Here is a 17,519-nt window from a genome sequence, read left to right as displayed (position 1 = left end):
TCAGGATTTCAATAAAAAGGTGTATTAGAATTCTATTGCTTTTTTAGATTCGTAACTATTCAAGACATCATCAATCGTCTGCTTGGGCTTGAAAGACTTTTGGATGATAATCGGCAAGCGCCTAAAGAAGCGCCCGATTCTGTGGGACAGCGGTCGCCAGCTTCCGCTGGTAACATGAATGGCCACAGGTTTGTAATCGACATCGTCGCAACTGGGCAAGAATATCTTGCTCGGGTAAATGGCCATGTCGTCCTTCAAGTTCTGCATCTGGTTCTTATAGACAAAGCCAAAGTCCATTGCCATGTGCGCATAAACAAACGGAGCGATATTTTCGATATTCAGTTTACCGTTCGGCAAAACGAATTTCTGATTTTCGTAGTACGACATGCACTTCTTTAAGAACGGGTGATTCGCTTCGCCACCGAAAATAGCAGCCTGGAAAGCAAGGCCCGGCAAAGGAATTTCGTCCTTATTCTTTTTGGTACCGTCTTCGTTCAGTTTTTTCCAGGATTTATTTCTCTTGAAATGAGACGTAAATTCGATATTCGTGAAGTAGCGGTGATCAAGGAACCTGTCAAAATTCTGGTACAGGTAAACATCGCTGTCCAAGTAGATGCCGCCCTCTGTTGAAATCGCATAAAGGCGAATGTAGTCGCTTGCGAAAGCCCACTTACGGAGTTCAACCGCTTCGCGGACGAACGGAACGTTCTTGATAATCTGTTCGCACTTGGCCATGTCCCAATGGATAATTTCGTAATCCGGACAATGACGTTTCCAGCTTTCAATACACAGCTGAGGAAGCTTCGGCAGCGGATCGTTAGAAAGCCAAATGTAATGAATTTTCTTGGGAATCATAGTCTTTTACTTTTTGTTTGAAATAGCGCTTGCAGAAAAATACTTCTTTACGAGTTTCCAGTAAAGGCCAAGCAGGCCCACAATCACCAAATATGCGACAATCTTTTGCCATAACACCATGGGCAACTTCCCTGTATTCACGGCAATATAGAATGCAACCAGGGCCACAATCCAAAGCACCTGCGAAATAAGCTTGGACGAATAAAGCCTAAAGCCCATTTTGTACAGGTAACCGTTGTTGACGATTGCAGAGAACAGCGTAGAGCTCAACATGGCAAGTGCTGCCCCCACAAGGCCGAATCTCGGAATCAACAGATAGCCCATCCCAAGCGTCAAGCCAAGGGAAATCGTATCCATAATCAACGTGTAAAGGCTTTTGCCCATACCCTTCAAAACAAGTACGGAAAGTCCGCCAAATCCGGTACCCAAGTGCACCAAGAGCAAAATACCCAAAGCTTCGGGCTGCACGATAAAGTCCTTACCCGCAATGCTCAGGATTTCGCTCGGGAACAAGACGATAAAGAATCCTATCAACAGCTGAATGAGTGTCACCATGAACACGCAATAGCTATAGACGAATTTCAAGTCCGTATTCAGGCGCTGCTTTTCCATGCCGGCAACCACCGGAGTCAAAATAGGCGTAAAGCCCACGTGAATCGTCTGGAGAGCATTTGAAATCGTCACCATGATACCGAAGGCGCCCGCCTTTTCGGGACCAAGGAACAGCATGACCATCCAGAGGGCAGAACGAATCAAGAAAGACGCAACGAATTCACCAAAGCCCAGCGGGAGCGAATACTTCAAAAGAACCATGGGCACGCGCAAGGCCGGGTGAAGCGGCATGTCGGGGAACTGACGGCGCACCAGCACAAAATGCACAATGAATCCAGCCATCTGGCCTACAAACAAGCCCAACGGAAGCGCATGGGGAATATCCAGGAAGTGTAGCGCAATCGACACACCCGGGGCAAGCGTTACCGTAAGGAAGGAATTTACGAACACGGCGTTTTGTGGACGGCGATTGCCTTCGGAAGCTGTGCTAAAGACAAATGTGCCCACGTAGAACAAAAGCGAAATACCATACCAAGGCAGTTCCTTGGAAATGTAGGGCGTAAAGGAGCCCACAAAAATCACGAGCGAGCAGAACAACGCAATGGCGGCCGACACCCAAAAAGAATTCATGATGCCGTCATAAGCCGGACGGTTATTCAGCTTGTTTTGCGGGAGATACCAATACAGGCCCTTATCGAGCCCAAGCGTTGCCGAGTGGGCAATAGTCAAAAGGAGCGTTTGCGCAGAGACAAAAATGCCAAATTCAGCGGCGCCAAAAACACGCGCCATCAAAAAAGTCAAAAGCGGGCCGCAAACCTTAAGGATTGCCCCCACCACATTGATAATCACAGCCTTCTTTAAAAACTTGCTGTCTGCTTCCAGATTACTCATAATTACTCGCAATATAGAAAATTGGGACCTAGGACACTAAGGCATCATAATGTCATTTCGCAGCACGGAGCGCACCGCCTTGGCGGCGCCCACGGCCTTCTTTTTCCAGACAAGGTCATTTGCATCGGTCGTAATCGCGTAGGGGCTTTCGCCGCCGACACCTGCGCGGTAAACATCTTCGTTTTCGAGGCCGCCCGTAAGCACGTGATCACGGAAGCCCAAATAGTACGCATTTTGCGAGAAGAACACCGTCGGCTGTTCTGCGGGGCGTTCCTGCGCGAGCAAGTCATAGCCCCAGAAATGGTTCGGTTCACGCACCTGCGCAAGGTCGAAAATCGTCGGGCCCAAATCCAGCTGCGAGGCGACATCTTCGCGAACGGTAAGTCCGTTAAACAAGGCGGAATCTGCCGAGAAAACACCAATGAAAATCTGCGAAGCCGAAAGACCGAGCGGTTGCGGCACCATGTAATCAATCGAATCAACAGGAGTATCGTGGTCGCCCAAAATAAAGACAACCGTATTCTTGAAATCGGGGCGTTTGGAAAGCGATTCAAAGAATCGGCCAAGTTGCTTGTCAGTATAGCGAATCGCATTGCGGTAGCGCGCCATGGCATCGTCGGATTTTTCTGCAAAATCACTGGGATAGCCGTAGAACGGAATATGCGATGCGATGGTGTTAAAGGAAATCTGCCAAGGTTTATCGGTCGGCATTTTGGCAAGCACGTCAATCGCAAGGCTTGCGCCCAAGCTGTCTGCAGTGCCCTCGCTCGGTTCTTCGCCAATCAAGTGCCAATCTTTATCGAAAAATTTTTCGATAAAAGGCAACGTATGGTCAAAAATCGGGTTCGAAACCGTCGCATACGCACGCTGATAATTTGTCAGAAATTCAGGCCAGCCCTTGAACTTGTTTGCGGCATAAAAACTAGGCACATCGCGATTCGGGTGTGAAGGGAAACCCATGTAGGTCGCCATGGTCCCGCGCACGGTGGGATAACCGCCGCTAAAGGCATGCTTAAACCAAAGGCCACCCCCTAGCGAATTGCCGGCAGAATCTTTTTCAAAGTAGCCACCATTCGCAAGTTTCCAGATGTTCGGCGCCACAGTCGTGTCGCCTTCGAGCATCTTGTTAAAGATACGGCCCTTGAACGATTCGCCCATAATGAACACGATGTTGTAAGGCTTTTTCGCCTTGTATTCGTGCGTAGGAGCACTCCGGTACATCGGAAGTTCAAGGGAATTCTTGCGGTCTGCCACAAAGTCCTTCGGCAAGAAGGCATCCAAATCGTTCACCAGTTCTTCGGTGATTTTGGCGTTATCATGAATGAATTCAAAAGTCTCGACTGCCGCAATGTGCAAAATCGGAGCGGTAAGCGTATGCTTGCCGAGCGTAAAGCGCATGTCGACTTTCGTGTGCGTCACGGGGATTTCAATCCAGCCGCGAGTGCCCGTAAGGAACAGCACGAGCGGCGTAAGCGAGAGAGCCATGCCAATGGCGAACATCGCGCCGGGAACTTTACGGGAGGCGGGCTTCCAGGCGCCACCCGCATTATTCAACACGAGCGTACGGCGCTGTTTACGGAGCCGGAGCGAGTAGACGGTTACAAAAGCAATTGCGCCCGCAAGGCAGAGGACTACCATCGTTACCCAAAGCACCGTCCCGAGCATGTCGCCACCGAGAGTCGAAACCGTCGTGGCATCGGTGATGTTTGAAATATGGAAATACGTGCGCAAGAAAGAGAAAGAAAGACGCTGGTGTGAAAAGCGAAAGACATCGTAGTCCGCTACCGCAGCAAAAAAGTAAAGACCGTAAAAAATCGCAAGACCGCGCGGAGCGCGAGCAAAGCCGAAGAGACCTGCCATCGCAAGCACCGCACCGAAGGCCATGAAAATCTGCCAAAGCGTTTTGCCTTCAAACATTTCGGACATCGAAAGTCCAAGCGGATCGGGCAGGCTGTAGAAAAACACCAACAGCAAGCTCTGTACCACAAGGGCAACAAGCGCCATTACTAGGTAGGGATTTTTCAGAAGGTTCTTCAATTTATTAAGCAGGCTCATCTTTACAAACAAAGGAGATCCCGGCACAAGGCCGGGAGGACATTGGGTTAACGCTTTAAAATAAAATCAATGGTATGTTCAAGGTCTTCATTCTGGCGGGTATGCACTTCAAGATAGCGCTTGGGCGCACGGGCCGCATACTCGTCGTAAATCTTGGAATCAAGCAATTGCACTAGGCGGTTCTTGATTTCGCTTACGGAATACGGGTCAAAGTACAGCACCGCATCGCCGCAAACTTCGGGAATCGAAGTCGTACCACTTGCGGCCACAGGCACGCCGTAACGCATGGACTGCACCGGCGGGTAGCCAAAGCCTTCGTTCAGGCTCGGGAATACAAAAGCGTAGGCATTCTGGTGCAAGAATTCCAGCTCCCTATTTTCGACATAGCCGAGCAGCACAAAGCGGTCTTTATGCTTGAGGTGGCACAAATAGGCCTTGGGGTTTGCCGCCCCGGTAATGACCATCTTGAAATCAAACGGTTTGCCTTGCGACTGATACATGCCGACCAGTTCATCGAAAGCCTTAGCCGCACGCAGGTTGTTCTTTTCCCAGCGGGCACCGCTCGTGAGCAAGAAATACTTTTTCGCAGCCACTCCCGGCGGCAAGAATCCCTCGGGTTCGTACGCCGTCATGGGACTATAAAACACCGGAATTTCCAAATCCAGAAGTTCCGGGAAGAACGACTTAATCGAAGCGCGGCTGTGTTCGCTCACTGTAATGGTACGGGCTTTGCCTTCGGCCATGCGGGCCGCGAGCGCCTGGTACTTGGGCTTGTAGTAATGTTTTTTCCAACTTTCACGGTAACGAACCAAAGCTTCGAACTTTTGACCGAGCTTTTTGGCGAAACCGACGCCCGCCCAGCTGTACTGCATTTCAAGCGCACGCACACCGTGCCAGGTAAACACGAAATCCTTCACATTAATATCCCACTTTTTTTCGAGCGAGTAAAGCGGGGTGTAGAAGGTATCAATCTGGTTTTCGTCGATAATCTGCTGCGGCGTTTTTTCGTTAATGTCGAACAGCGGGATGTTCTGCGTCTTGCAGGCATCGAGAATCATGGGGTCCAGGTACTTGCGGCTATCGTAGGCGCAGCTGAACTGCACACCGCGCTTGACCAGCGCCCAGAAAATCACTTCGCCGTAGGAACCACCGCCGTGAAACTTGGCGCTATGAATCGGCTGTACTGCGACCAAATTGAAAAGCAGGTTCATCGTTACCTCCCGAGGATTTTTCCGAGCACTCTCAAGGGGAACACGAGGAACGGCATCTTCTTATAAATCCAGGCGAGCGACTTGGCAAAGGCGTAGCTGCGAATAATGTAGGCGCCCGCAGCCCCCACCTTACGGGTCTGGAATTCAAATTCTTCCTTGGCGTGGGCAATCACGTCGTCGTAGTACTCGTTAATCGTAATGCTCTTGTCGTCGTTGACTTTTACCGGAATGTTCTTCAGGTTCGTGTAGAAGTCCTTGCGTAAAATCTTGGGCAAGAACAGATCCATGCTGGCGGGCACCTTGTGGCCGCGGGTATCAATGATTCGCGAACCGAAGAAGTGCAATACCTTCGCCGTCGGGAGGAACCTGTTACCATAAGCCAGCTGGCAGTTCCAACCGCCGGGCATTTTTTTCGTAATGTAGTTGAACTTGAAATTTGTCTCGGCGAGGCTTGCCATATCGTAGGGGAAATTCTTGGACACGCAATAGAGCCAGAGTTCGTGCCAGGTTTCGAAGAATTTGCGGGCTTCGGGAGTGTCTGCGGCAAACATCACTCCCCCGTTAAAGATTTCGTCGTTCAGAATCGGCGAGAAGCCCATCATCTTTGCGTTGTTCAAAACCTTCTTGCGGTTGATGGCCTTCGAGAGGTTCGTGTGGAAATCGAGCACCGCGTAAATGCCGCCCTTCCATTCTTCGGGAATCGAGAGGTCGCCCACGATGGCGATATCGGAATCCATGTACAGAAAATCGCCGTCGACCACATTGCGCATAACCGTCTTGAGGTAGCGGGAACGCAGCATGGGCGTAAACTTTTCGTCGAGAGTCAGTACCTTGAGTTCGTCGACCGCTTCTTTAAGGACCGCGCGCGGGCCAGTGAGAGTCGCTGCCGTCTTGTCGTCGGTCAAGAGCGTCACAAAGGCGCCCGGGTTATGGACACGGAGCGACGCAATCGCCACCAGCGTCTGTTCACAGAAAAAATCCTTCGGGGAACTAGTCAGAACAAAAAGGTACTTTGTCATGGGTCAAATATACCTTTATTATAAAAAAAACTCCGATTCCCGAGCCGGAAATCGGATAAATTGCAAAAACAAGAGGTTAATTAGCCTGCCTGGGCGGCTTCGAGCTTGCTGATTTCGCCGGCCTGCTTGTCGCAGACATTCTTCAGGTTGTTGATTTCGGCGTCTTTCTTTGCAAGCTGGTCCTTAAGATCTTCGCACTGGGCGGCGTAAGTCTGCTTGGCTTCGGTCTGGGTCTTGAGATCGTTCAGCAAGCTGTCGGCAGAGTTGCGGAGGCTCTGGACGGTGTCTTCGGCATCCTTGAGCGCGGCATCGTTGTCGCAAGAATCATCTTCGTCGTCGCACATGGCCTTGAGTTTTTTAGAAGCGGCAATAGCAGCAACAGCGCCCAAGGCAAGACCAGCAAAAAAACTTGATGCTTTCATTTTTAAGCTCCTTGAAAAATCTTTTCCTATAATATCCATTCTGAAAATAGAAAAATCAAGTAAAAAAAGACCCAAAGAGGTCTTTTTTTAGGATTTTTAGGGGCAAATCCTTGAAAATTTGGCTTTTAGTCCTTAATACAACGGATTGTAAAATAACTAGGACCATAACCGGCCCCCATGGCTTCATCAAAAAAATACCAATAATTCATAGTTTCATTCGCAGCCGTAGCTGTAAGAAATTCAGCCGAATTCCCCTCACATGAGCTTTGATATGTAAAAGTACCTGCTGGAAGAACCGAAAACTCACACTCATCCACTCCCGCGCCCCAATGACTTCGCTCCCACCCTTTTACGGATTTCAATCTTAACGCAGCAATTTTCCCTTCCTCTCCCACAGACCCCTGAAGTTTTTCCCATTCAGCCAGTTTTGGCAAGTGCCAACCAGGCGGACATACGGAATCAATAAAGTCCCAATTTATGGTATCACGACCTGTATTCCGATCCGGCCAAGTATACCTATACAATCTGCCGTATAGTTCACACTTCGACTCATCCTTGCCTTGGCAAATACTGCCTACTGCGTTGTAGTTCAGATTCTCGGCCATCCATACCTGCTCACCGATAGTCGTATACTTGTATTCCTGACCATAGGCGTTTGTCCCCTCAGCCGGGCACACAATGCTAGCGTCAAAATCATCGACTACACTAGATTCACCAGAATCAGTCGTGCACGCCGCCAAAAGCAGTGCTGCGCAAGAAAAAAACAGTTTCAGGAAGTTGTTCATCGTCGATTCCTTTACGACCAAAATATAAAAAGCAAAAGACCCCCTGGATTGCTCCAGAGGGTCTTTGCAGCGGGAAGAGCGAGATTCGAACTCGCGATAGGATTAAGTCCTATACGTCCTTAGCAGGGACGCGCCTTCGGCCAGCTCGGCCATCTTCCCATCTTGGGGACACAAATTTTAGATAAAATTCGGCAAAATTTCAAGGGTATCGACCCAAAAATGGCAAATTTAGCCCCATAATGGCACTTTTTTTTACATTACATGGAGCGAAAAACCAAATTTTCTAAATTTTATATATGCGTCACTTCTCCAAATTGTTCAAAATCGTGGCCGCTTTCGCTTTAGTCGGCCTCATTTGCTGCATTCCCGCCTACATCGTAGTATTCAAAATACTCCCGACCCAGGATCCGGACAACCAATTCAACCGTTCCACCATTTTGCAGGTGCTTTCGGGCGAAACTCGAGTCTATTATAATGATGGCGAAGAACTTTTGGGCGCCTTCTTTGACGCAAACCACCGCGTGTACGTGCCCTACGGCGACATTCCGGCCAATATCGTGAACGCCTTGATCGCTGCCGAAGACGCCGGCTACTGGACGCACTCCGGATTCAGCATTTACGGCTTTACCCGCGCCATGATTTCGAACATCAAGAGCGGGCACATGCGCCAGGGCGGTTCTACACTAACCCAGCAGACCGTCAAGAACATTTTTGGCCGCGAAGAACGAAGCATCAAGGAAAAGGGCAAGGAGCTCATTAACGCGCTCCGCATGGAAAAGCACTTTAGCAAAGAAGACATCCTGGAATTCTACCTGAACCAGTTCCACGTTTCGGGTACCGGAAAGGGCGTGGCCATTGCCGCCCAGTACTTCTTTAACAAGGAACTCAAGGATTTAACACTTGCCGAATGCGCCTTTATTGCAGGTTCGGTGAAGGGTCCGTTCAACTACGACCCGTTCATTCAGCGCAGCGCCGAACGCCGCGAAAAGGCCTTAGCCCGCGGTAAGGAACGTTTGGAATACGTGCTTGGCCGTATGGTCGAAGAGAATTACATCTCCGAAGAAGATATGAGCGAAGCGCTCGCCAAGCCGCTGGAATTCAACCACGGCAACTTCCGCTTTAGCGTGAGCACCATGCTCGACCGCATCGAAGAAAAGCTGGACGGCGAATTCTTCCAAAAAAAGTTTGAAGCCGAAGGTATCGAGGACTGGCGCAAAGCTCAGCTTTCGATTACGACGACTGTAGATGCCCGCAGCCAGGACGCCGCAAAGACCGCTTTGCAGGCAAACATCAGTGGACTCCAGATGCAGCTCGGCGGCTTCGTGCTCCCGAAGGCACAGTTCGCAAACCGCGCCCAGACGGCGCGCAAGGGTGACTACCTGTACGGCACTGTAGACAGCATCATGGTCGACGACCAGGGCGGACTTAAGGCTCTGACGCTCAGCTTCGGCCAGCTCAAGGGTATGGTTTCTGAAGCATCGGTCAAGGACTTTGCGAAAAAGGCCGGCGGCGACGTGAACAAGATTTTGGCCCCGCAGCTCAAGAAGGGAGCAATCCTCTTGGTGAGCGTGATGGACGACAAGACCGTTGACGGATTCGCTCCTTGTCAGATTGAAACAGAACCTGTGTTGCAGGGCGCCCTTTTCGCCATTCAGAACGGCAACGTGATTGCAAGCCAGGGCGGTTTCCACAATACCGGATTCGACCGTAGTTTTAAGGCCGTGCGTCAGCTGGGTTCTAGCTGGAAACCGATTCTTTACGCGCTCGCCCTCAAGTACCACTGGAATTACCTGGACATGCTTGAAAACGACTTCAACGTTTTCCAGTTCACGAACCAGTTCTATTTTCCGCGCCCGGACCACAAGAACAAGGGTGACGTCGTAAGCATTGCTTGGTCTGCCACGCGTTCTGAAAACATCGCAAGCATCTGGCTCTTGGAGCACTTACTCGACAAGCTTTCGCTCGAAGAATTCAACGACATTGCTGCCGTGAACGACATGGCCCGCCACGAAGACGAAGACACCAAGAAGTTCTTTGAACGCCTGCGCGACAAGTACGGTCTGATTCTGAAAGAAGACACCAAGCGCGAAATCGAATTCACCAAGGCACGCGACGCCCTTGCCGAACGCTACAGGCTCGAAGGTAAAGACGACAAAGCCCGTGACGTGCTGAACCTGCGCTACGGAACCTTTAACGATATCGCCGTGAAGCAGTCCAAGAAAGATGCGAAGACTCTCGGATTCATTAAGCACAACTACAAGCGCTATTCCGAAATCTTGCGCGAACGCCAGGCACAAGAACTCGACCCGTCGATTGACCTCCCGCCGCTGGATTCCGTGGTATTGCTTAACCACTTTACGCTGGCCGACATGAAGCGCCTTTCGACCATGATCGAACCTGTGGACAGCGAAGTGGATTACCTGGACGCAGAACACCTGCGTTACTGGCCCGATTACAGACGCTCGCTCGCCTTTGCCGAATATGCTCGTTTTGCAAAAGAAATCGGTATTCACCAGAAGTTGCAGAAAGTGTTCAGTATGCCGCTGGGCGTAAACGATATTACCTTGGCTGAAATTTCGACCGCCTACCAAACTCTCTTAACCGGCAAGGTGTTCAAGTGCCTGGATGGTGACTGGACCGACCCGTGCTTCATCAAGGAAATCAAGAACCGCGACGGCAAGGTGATCTTTAGAAACAAGAGCGAAAGCAAGGTGGTTCTCGGCGACTCGATTACTTCGCAGATGGCAGTGATGCTGCATTCCGTGTTCACGAACGGCACCGCCCGCAGCCAGTACACGCACATTACGGTGACCTCGCCGGATAAAGCCATTACGCTGCGCTACCCCGCCCTCGGTAAGACCGGCACCACAAACGATTACCGCAACGTGGCCTTCCTCGGCGCACTTCCGACTTATGTGAACGAGAAGAATGGCATTTCTACTGATTCCGTGATTGCCATCGGTAGCTATGTAGGCTTTGACGACAACAAGCCACTTAAGTCTGGCCGCACACGTATTGCAGGCGCCAGCGGTGGCTTGCCGCAATGGGCCGACTTCGCTAAGAAAGAAATCGACATTCTGGGCCTGCCCGAAAAGATTGACTTCCTCGACATTTCGATGCTCGCCGCTGGAGAAGTTCCGCTGGTTCTCCCGAACGAACGCGGCCAGCTGACCGTTGACCCGATGACCGGTAGCGTAATTGCAGGCGGTAGCGCAGAACAAGGCCGCCCGCTCCCGTGGATTGAAGTTCCGGGATTCACGCCGCCGCAGGTACACGCCGCGGCAGCCGAAGACATCGCCGCCCACGGAATCATGATCAGCTTGCCCATGCCGGCTGCAGCACCCGCTGCTCCTGCAGATTCTGCCAATGTAGCCGGCGCCGCCCCGAGTGCTCCTGCCGAAGGCTCTACCTCGGAGCCTGCCGCCGTGGCCGTGCCCGCACAGCCCGCACAACCGGCCCAGCCGAAGGCTGCCGCCATGCCCAAGGACGACGACTGGGATTTGCCTGAAGGCTTTGACAGCAAGAACGCCTTTGTGCCTATCGAAGCAGACTAATTTGCAAAAAGCAGGCAGTTAACATAACTTAGCGAAAGAAGAAAACATGCGAATCAAAATCCTTAGTTTGTTATCAGCAAGCGCATTCGCGCTGACGGCGTGCGTCGGGAACGCTCCCGCCCCCGAAACAGAACCGACTAACGTTTCTGCAAACGATTCTTCTGAACAAGAGCAGCCTAGCACCCCGTCGAGCGATTCGTCGCTCCAGAACCCGCAGGAACTGGGTTCTCAATCGGGTCCGATTTTCAATTCGCAGGCTCTCGATGGCTACCGCCTGGCCACCCCAGAAAACATTCCGACGGCACCGGAACAGGGCCCCGCCACTAGCGAAGGCAAAACGACCGCCGCGATTGCCGACCCGTACACAGCAATTCCCGCGATTGTCCAGAGCATTTTCGATTATGCAAACACCTTGCACAAAGCAGGCTACACCGATTCTGCAAGCGCCTACCTGGAACGTTTCCGCGTCATCAAGCCATTGTGGGAACAATGGGAATCTAAAGCCGATTCCATGCTGAATGAATTCGGAAAGGTTCGCGCCGAAAAGGCAAAAGCCTACGAACCGATGGTATTCCAGATTCAGAACATGAACCGCGCCAGTTCTGACTACGGGCTTGTGGCCGAAACCGCCGACAGTTTGATTGCGCTTGCTCCGGGAGATTCACTGACCCAGTGGGCCAAGGCGCAAAAGAGCGTCGCCTACAAGAACACGCTTGTTAAGGCAAAGAAAGAATACGCCGCCATCAAGGATCTTGCAGACAACCAGGCACAATTCGCCGAAGCCGAAAAGCAGGCCCTCACGTTCCAAATGCGCTACCGCGACTTTGAAAACGACCTCCATATTCAGGCGCTCATCGACCACATTCGCGAACTGGCGCAGGCGAACGATGCCGCTGCCACCAAGTACTGGGAATCGCACGATCCGGCACAGGCTCTTGCCAAGGCCGACACGCTCTTGCAAAAGGAAAAGTTCAGCGAGGCCAAGGAGCTCTTGAACAAGCTTAAGTCCAGCAAGCTACGCAAAGAGGCCAACGAGCTTTACACAAAGCTTGCAGACAACTTCTGCACCAAGCAACGCAAGACAACGAGTCAGATGTTCGCCAAGGCCCAAAAGCAAAAAGATGCGGCCAAGAAGAAAAAGCTGTTGAACGAAGCAATCGCCCCGCTGGACAAGTGCCTGACAGAATATCCGGACAATCCGCAGAAGCAGAAAGTCGAAGAGAACAAGAAGTTCCTAGAACAGGAATTAGGGAAATAAATTACAGGATGTGAGATGTGAGATGTGAGATGTGAAATGAGTAATTACACATTTCACATTACTCATCGCCTTTATAATTCTACAAGAATTCCCGCCTGTACGTAGGCGTAGCCTTTGCCGTCATGGTCAAGGAACTGGTAACCGCCCATCAACATAATAGACGAATAATCGCCATTCTTGATATCAAGGCCGCCACCGGCGCGCCAGAACATCTGATTGTTCGAGCCAAAGAGATAGCCCCAGTCACCTGTTGCTACAGGGAGCGCTGTGCTGCCGATAGGCAAGCGAACCCACACGCTGCCCGAAACAGGAATCAAGCTCACGTTGTCAATTTCTTGATAACCCGAGCCGATACCGAAAAAGAGCATCTGGTCAATGGGGTACCAAAAGTGACCAAATACGTTCAAGTTGAACTTACCGAGTTCGCTCACATGATTGACGACACCTCCCTGCACATCCATGGTAAACGCACTTGCCGGTACCACGGCGAATGCTAAAGCAAACAGAATGGCAGAGAAAATCTTTTTCATGCGATAACTCTAAATATATTCAAATTATTCGTCGCTGCGGGCTTCGCGTGCCCAACCGCCGCTCTTTTCGGGCTTGAAGGCCATAAAGAAACCTTTAAGCATGGCGTAGTTCATCGAGAGGAAATAGTAACCGCTCGGGACAATCTTGAAACCGGCGACCAGCAAGGCAAGCGACATCACACCAAAGAAAATCTGGTAGAAAAGACCGCTCGTGAGCAGGCAAGCGTTCGCGACAAACAACAAAATCAAAATATGCGGCGAGAACCAGCGCAGAATCTTGTGCGAGAAGAACAAGTAGGCAAGCAGCGGGTGCAGCGGATTCAACAGCGGCAAGTAAGAGAACAAGAAGTTAAAATTCGCGCGGCCGATACGCACCTTGCGGCGGAATTCACCGCTCGATTCCTTGGAAGTCTGTTCGGTACCGATAGCGCTTGTCACGAACGTGCAGTAATAGCCCTTTTCGAGAACCTTGGTCGTCACGAAGAAGTCATCCATGACGCTCTTCTTGACCGGAAGTTCCGTATACAAATCGCGACGGATGGCATAGAGGGCGCCGTTACCGCCAATCAGCATGTCGAGCACGCCTTCAAATTTCTTGATTTCAGATTCCAAGTCCCAGTAAGAACTTTCGCCGCGACCCAGCGTAGAACCGCTCTTGTCCGACAGAATCAAGTGTCCGCAGGCGCAACCGATTTTCTTGTCTTGGAACGGGATCACGAGCTTGCGCACTACATTCGGGAAGAACATCGTGTTTGCATCGCAGAAGAGCAAGATGTCGTTCTTTGCAATCTTGTTCAGGCGGTTCAGCATGGCGGCCTTGCCCGCATTCTTGGGCGCCTTGACCAGCGTGATTCCCTGCGATTCATAGCGGGCGACGATTTCGGCGGTCTTGTCGGCAGAGCCGTCATCGCCAATCAAAACTTCGAGCTTATCCTTGGGGTAATCAAGTTCCAGAATGTTCTGGATTTTGCGTTCAATCACCGCCTCTTCGTTGTAGGCAGAAATCAGAATCGACACCGTCGGCAATTCAACATTGCCCTTTTCCGGAGACTTGCGGCGCTTAAAGATTTCGCTCACGAACGGGAGCGTCATCGGGAACAGCAGGTAGCAATGCACCAGCAAGAAAATCATTACCCAGAAAACAATTTGTGCGTAAAAAAGGAATTGTTCGTTCATCGGGACATCCACTCCTTCTCTTTTTCAAGGAACTGGTACAGCATGTATTGCAGCTCTTGCGGCGACATGGAATCGGTCACCGTCAAAATGCTCATGCCCTTCGGAGCGATAAGCACAAAAGCCGGAAGCGCGTTCAGTTCCCAAACATCAAAATAGCAACGTTGCACCGTTTTCTTTTGGCCGTCGCACATAATGGAGTCCTGCGATTCGGCGTTGAGTTTAACGGCGTAAAAGCGAGTATTCAAAAGCGAGGCCACCGTGGGGTCGCTGAACACGTTCGCCTCCATCACGCGGCAAGGAATACACCAATCCGCATACAAATCCACAAAAATCAGCTTCGGAAACTTTTGAGCCTTTTCAAGTGCCTCGTTATAGTCCATCCAATGGACCGTAGACTTTCTAGCCGAGGCCTTCTTGGCAGGCACCGCATCGTTCAAGGGGGCTGCAAAAGAGACCGACACGCAAAGCGCCACAAGCATCAACAAACGAAAAATCAATGTACACCCCCTTTATGCGCGGGCATCTGAGGCTTCAACTTTTTCGGGCCATTGCCTTTCGCCGGAGTATTCTCGGCCGCTGCATTCGGATTTACCGGAGGCGCCAGCAGCGTATCAATACGGGCGTTCACCGCCTTCTGGAACGGCACCCACTGGCGTTCGTCATTCAGGATTTCGTCAGTCTTGGCGAGGAACTGTTCGCGAGTGTAGCCAGCGGCCTTCAAAGCATCTTGACGCACCAGGCGGCCCATCGGAGAATCCTTGCCGTAGGTAATTTCGGCAACGCGCAGTTCGATATACAAGTCAACGAACTTCTGGTCGACCGAGACTTCGCCGCTACAGCCGCTCATGCCGAAAGCCGCACTAAAAAACAACGCGGCTACAAGGAGATGCCGAACCAAGCCCTGCATGACACGCGGACTTGAAAATAATTTTCCGACATCCCTCAACATATCTACAACACTCGATTACTGTTCGTTTTCTTCCAGAGCGTTTTCGAAAAGACCTTCCACGTATTCAGCCTTGCTGAAAGGCACCAGCTGGTCGATGCGTTCGCCCATACCAATCCAGCGGATAGGAATCTGCAGCGAGCTTGCAATCGAAAGCACTGCGCCGCCACGGGCCGTACCGTCGAGCTTGGTCACCACAAGGCCGGTGAGCGGGAAACTCTGGTTGAAAATCTTCGTCTGGTTGATGGTATTCTGTCCGGTGTTACCGTCGATTACGAGCCACATGTCGTGCGGCATGTCGGGGCTCACCTTCTTGATCACGCGGACAATCTTCTTGAGTTCTTCCATCAAGTAGTCTTTGTTGTGCAGACGGCCGGCGGTATCAATCAATACCACGTCGCAGCCGCGGGCCACTGCCGCATTGCAGGCATCAAACGCCACAGCCGCAGGGTCAGAACCTTCCTGATGTTTCACGAATTCAGCACCCGAACGCTCAGCCCAGGTTTCAAGCTGGTCGATGGCTGCCGCACGGAACGTATCGCAAGCCGCAATCATCACCTTCTTGCCTTCGTCTTTCAGGCGGGCGGCAAGTTTACCAATCGTAGTCGTTTTACCGGCGCCATTCACGCCAATCACAAGCACCACGTGGGGCTTGCCCTTGAGTTCAAACGGCGGCGGATCCTTGAGCAAACGTTCCGCTTCGCTGCGCATAATGCCCAACACCTGTTCGGTCGTGAGCGACTTGCCCAAAGCTTGTTCGCGCAAGGCATCGGTCAACAGGAATGCCGCTTCGACGCCCACGTCAGCCTTAATCAGGTGTTCTTCGAGTTCCTCAAGAGTGTCGTCCGTGATTTTGCCTGCACCGACAATACCCTTGAGTTCGCCCATCAAGGCGTCGCGGGTCTTGGCAAGGCCACTCTTAATGGCAGAAAAAAGTCCCATTCGAAAATTTCCGTAAAATCGTTAAACGATGCTTTCGACCTTGTCGACCAGGCCGTAGGCCTTGGCTTCTTCGGCGCTCATAAAGTTGTCGCGTTCCGTGTCGCGGTCGATTTCTTCCATGGTATGGCCAGAGGTTTCGGCAAGAATCTTGCCCGTAATGTTACGAATACGGAGCATTTCTTCGGCCTGAATCTGGATATCGCTTGCAGGGGCGACAATTTCACCATGAATGAGCGGCTGGTGAATCATGATGCGGGCGTTCGGCCATGCATAACGCTTGCCCTTTGCGCCAGAAGTCAAAAGCACCGCACCCATGGATGCAGCCTGACCGCAGCAAACCGTGACCACATCGCTCTGGATAGCGTTCATGCAGTCGTAAATGGCGAGGCCGCTAGAAATCACGCCACCCGGGCTGTTGATGAAGAAATAGATGTCTTCGTGGTTCAAGGAATCCAAGTATAAAAGTTCCTTCACAATGCGTTCGGCGCTTTCGTCATCGACACCGCCCCACAGGAAAATCTTACGCTTGGAGGCAAGGAATTCTTCAGCCTTCTTCATGATCTCGGAAGGGGCATTTTCTTTCTTTTCGTTGCAATCAGCCATAATAAATCCTTTTTGTTCAGGTACAATTTAGAAAATTCAATATATTATCGTCTTTTCGCACCCGTTTGTAAAGCACCCTCCAGCGTTCCGTTAAAAACATTTTACCCTCAAACTGGTATTCAGATGCCTGAAAAAAGCGTGTTAGTAAAGAGGGAGTGCGCCTCAACTTAACACGAAAGGAAACTCATGTCTGCTAATACCAATCATTCGACAAAAAACTACATCGTCACAAACGAGCGTGGCGAAGAATTCCTGCTGCCCAAATACGCGGCGACATTCCGCATCTTGATGGACGACAAAGACACAATCCGCGATGTGCTCAACAGCCTGCTCCAGCTGGACCATGACCATGAAATCATCGACCTCGAATACGAATTCGAAAAGCCCATCGACATCTTTATGCCCGAAAATGACCCCGCACGCCTCGACGTCTGGGTGCATACTAGGGACAATCGGTATCTCAACATCGAGATGCAAAACAAGGTTCATGCTTACTTTTTCGACCGTATGCAGCTCTACAATTCGTACCTTACGCTGCGCGGCAAGTACGAGTTCAACCGTTCGGACTATTTCATGGGCTTGCCGGAAGAGGAACGCAAGTACCGTTACTATGAACTTCCTGAAACGGTATCCATTTGGCTTTGCAACAATTCGGTACTCCGGTCGAAGGAAATCTATAAGGACGTGTGGTCAACATACAGTGAATACGAAGTCAAGTCG

The 17,519-nt window shown here is 51.1% G+C and carries 16 protein-coding genes and 1 tRNA gene; 3 read left to right on the top strand and 14 right to left on the bottom strand.

Features of this window, described 5'->3' with window-relative positions:
• Positions 1–24 precede the first annotated feature (24 nt).
• From QZN53_RS04925 to QZN53_RS04890, 8 genes are all read right to left on the bottom strand, one after another.
• Complete coding sequence (locus tag QZN53_RS04925; RefSeq protein WP_163437783.1) at positions 25–855, bottom strand: glycosyltransferase family 32 protein; 831 nt, start codon at positions 853–855, stop codon at positions 25–27.
• A 6-nt stretch (positions 856–861) separates the two neighbouring features.
• Complete coding sequence (locus tag QZN53_RS04920; protein WP_163437782.1) at positions 862–2,298, bottom strand: polysaccharide biosynthesis C-terminal domain-containing protein; 1,437 nt, start codon at positions 2,296–2,298, stop codon at positions 862–864.
• A 36-nt stretch (positions 2,299–2,334) separates the two neighbouring features.
• Positions 2,335–4,353 (bottom strand): sulfatase-like hydrolase/transferase, encoded by a 2,019-nt coding sequence (locus QZN53_RS04915; RefSeq protein ID WP_294651928.1) that lies wholly within the window; start codon positions 4,351–4,353, stop codon positions 2,335–2,337.
• 47 nt (positions 4,354–4,400) lie between these two features.
• Positions 4,401–5,564, bottom strand: coding sequence for a glycosyltransferase (locus tag QZN53_RS04910; RefSeq protein ID WP_163437781.1), 1,164 nt, complete (start codon positions 5,562–5,564; stop codon positions 4,401–4,403).
• 2 nt (positions 5,565–5,566) lie between these two features.
• Positions 5,567–6,583 carry a hypothetical protein gene (locus tag QZN53_RS04905; protein WP_163437780.1) on the bottom strand — a complete coding sequence of 339 codons (1,017 nt, stop codon included), beginning with the start codon at positions 6,581–6,583 and terminating at the stop codon, positions 5,567–5,569.
• Between the two features lie 80 nt (positions 6,584–6,663).
• Positions 6,664–7,005: a hypothetical protein gene (locus tag QZN53_RS04900; RefSeq protein ID WP_072798295.1), complete on the bottom strand. Its 342-nt coding sequence runs from the start codon at positions 7,003–7,005 to the stop codon at positions 6,664–6,666.
• Between the two features lie 125 nt (positions 7,006–7,130).
• Complete coding sequence (locus QZN53_RS04895) at positions 7,131–7,790, bottom strand: FISUMP domain-containing protein (RefSeq protein ID WP_163437779.1); 660 nt, start codon at positions 7,788–7,790, stop codon at positions 7,131–7,133.
• Between the two features lie 70 nt (positions 7,791–7,860).
• Positions 7,861–7,949 (bottom strand) — tRNA-Ser (locus tag QZN53_RS04890).
• 137 nt (positions 7,950–8,086) lie between these two features.
• On the opposite strand from QZN53_RS04890, the gene QZN53_RS04885 reads away from it, so the two are divergent.
• Positions 8,087–11,344: a transglycosylase domain-containing protein gene (locus QZN53_RS04885; protein ID WP_163437778.1), complete on the top strand. Its 3,258-nt coding sequence runs from the start codon at positions 8,087–8,089 to the stop codon at positions 11,342–11,344.
• A gap of 46 nt (positions 11,345–11,390) precedes the next feature.
• Positions 11,391–12,602, top strand: a complete 1,212-nt coding sequence (locus QZN53_RS04880) for a hypothetical protein (RefSeq protein WP_163437777.1) — start codon at positions 11,391–11,393, stop codon at positions 12,600–12,602.
• A gap of 71 nt (positions 12,603–12,673) precedes the next feature.
• Here the strand turns inward: QZN53_RS04880 and QZN53_RS04875 are convergent, their stop codons facing one another.
• The 6 genes from QZN53_RS04875 to QZN53_RS04850 all read right to left on the bottom strand — a co-directional run bounded on the left by QZN53_RS04875 (position 12,674) and on the right by QZN53_RS04850 (position 16,799).
• Positions 12,674–13,132 carry a hypothetical protein gene (locus tag QZN53_RS04875; RefSeq protein ID WP_163437776.1) on the bottom strand — a complete coding sequence of 153 codons (459 nt, stop codon included), beginning with the start codon at positions 13,130–13,132 and terminating at the stop codon, positions 12,674–12,676.
• Positions 13,133–13,156: 24 nt separating this feature from the next.
• Entirely contained in the window at positions 13,157–14,308 is a 1,152-nt protein-coding gene (locus QZN53_RS04870) for a glycosyltransferase family 2 protein (RefSeq protein ID WP_163437775.1), read from the bottom strand.
• Positions 14,305–14,805 (bottom strand): thioredoxin family protein, encoded by a 501-nt coding sequence (locus tag QZN53_RS04865; protein WP_294651921.1) that lies wholly within the window; start codon positions 14,803–14,805, stop codon positions 14,305–14,307. The genes QZN53_RS04870 and QZN53_RS04865 overlap by 4 nt, the downstream gene beginning before the upstream one ends.
• Positions 14,802–15,155, bottom strand: a complete 354-nt coding sequence (locus QZN53_RS04860) for a hypothetical protein (protein WP_205428123.1) — start codon at positions 15,153–15,155, stop codon at positions 14,802–14,804. The genes QZN53_RS04865 and QZN53_RS04860 overlap by 4 nt, the downstream gene beginning before the upstream one ends.
• Positions 15,156–15,272: 117 nt before the next feature.
• Complete coding sequence (gene ftsY, locus QZN53_RS04855; protein ID WP_163437774.1) at positions 15,273–16,196, bottom strand: signal recognition particle-docking protein FtsY; 924 nt, start codon at positions 16,194–16,196, stop codon at positions 15,273–15,275.
• 21 nt (positions 16,197–16,217) lie between these two features.
• A complete protein-coding gene (locus QZN53_RS04850) occupies positions 16,218–16,799 on the bottom strand; it encodes an ATP-dependent Clp protease proteolytic subunit (protein ID WP_072798113.1) in 582 nt (193 codons plus the stop codon).
• A gap of 186 nt (positions 16,800–16,985) precedes the next feature.
• Between QZN53_RS04850 and QZN53_RS04845 the strand changes: the two genes are divergently transcribed.
• On the top strand, positions 16,986–17,519 hold a 534-nt coding region (locus QZN53_RS04845), incomplete at its 3' end, for a PD-(D/E)XK nuclease family transposase (protein WP_205428122.1).

The organism is uncultured Fibrobacter sp., assembly GCF_900316465.1.
Classification (GTDB): Bacteria; Fibrobacterota; Fibrobacteria; order Fibrobacterales; family Fibrobacteraceae; genus Fibrobacter.
Note: the sequence above shows the minus strand (reverse complement) of the source record. Positions and strands in the feature narration are given on the sequence as shown.

Bases quoted from the DNA above. Each gene is read 5' to 3' on its own strand.
- QZN53_RS04880 (WP_163437777.1), top strand. From the start codon at position 11,391: ATGCGAATCAAAATCCTTAGTTTGTTATCAGCAAGCGCATTCGCGCTG.
- QZN53_RS04860 (WP_205428123.1), bottom strand. From the start codon at position 15,155: ATGAGCGGCTGTAGCGGCGAAGTCTCGGTCGACCAGAAGTTCGTTGAC.
- QZN53_RS04925 (WP_163437783.1), bottom strand. From the start codon at position 855: ATGATTCCCAAGAAAATTCATTACATTTGGCTTTCTAACGATCCGCTG.
- QZN53_RS04870 (WP_163437775.1), bottom strand. From the start codon at position 14,308: ATGAACGAACAATTCCTTTTTTACGCACAAATTGTTTTCTGGGTAATG.
- QZN53_RS04875 (WP_163437776.1), bottom strand. From the start codon at position 13,132: ATGAAAAAGATTTTCTCTGCCATTCTGTTTGCTTTAGCATTCGCCGTG.
- QZN53_RS04910 (WP_163437781.1), bottom strand. From the start codon at position 5,564: ATGAACCTGCTTTTCAATTTGGTCGCAGTACAGCCGATTCATAGCGCC.
- QZN53_RS04905 (WP_163437780.1), bottom strand. From the start codon at position 6,583: ATGACAAAGTACCTTTTTGTTCTGACTAGTTCCCCGAAGGATTTTTTC.
- QZN53_RS04920 (WP_163437782.1), bottom strand. From the start codon at position 2,298: ATGAGTAATCTGGAAGCAGACAGCAAGTTTTTAAAGAAGGCTGTGATT.
- QZN53_RS04900 (WP_072798295.1), bottom strand. From the start codon at position 7,005: ATGAAAGCATCAAGTTTTTTTGCTGGTCTTGCCTTGGGCGCTGTTGCT.
- QZN53_RS04850 (WP_072798113.1), bottom strand. From the start codon at position 16,799: ATGGCTGATTGCAACGAAAAGAAAGAAAATGCCCCTTCCGAGATCATG.
- QZN53_RS04895 (WP_163437779.1), bottom strand. From the start codon at position 7,790: ATGAACAACTTCCTGAAACTGTTTTTTTCTTGCGCAGCACTGCTTTTG.
- ftsY (WP_163437774.1), bottom strand. From the start codon at position 16,196: ATGGGACTTTTTTCTGCCATTAAGAGTGGCCTTGCCAAGACCCGCGAC.
- QZN53_RS04885 (WP_163437778.1), top strand. From the start codon at position 8,087: ATGCGTCACTTCTCCAAATTGTTCAAAATCGTGGCCGCTTTCGCTTTA.
- QZN53_RS04915 (WP_294651928.1), bottom strand. From the start codon at position 4,353: ATGAGCCTGCTTAATAAATTGAAGAACCTTCTGAAAAATCCCTACCTA.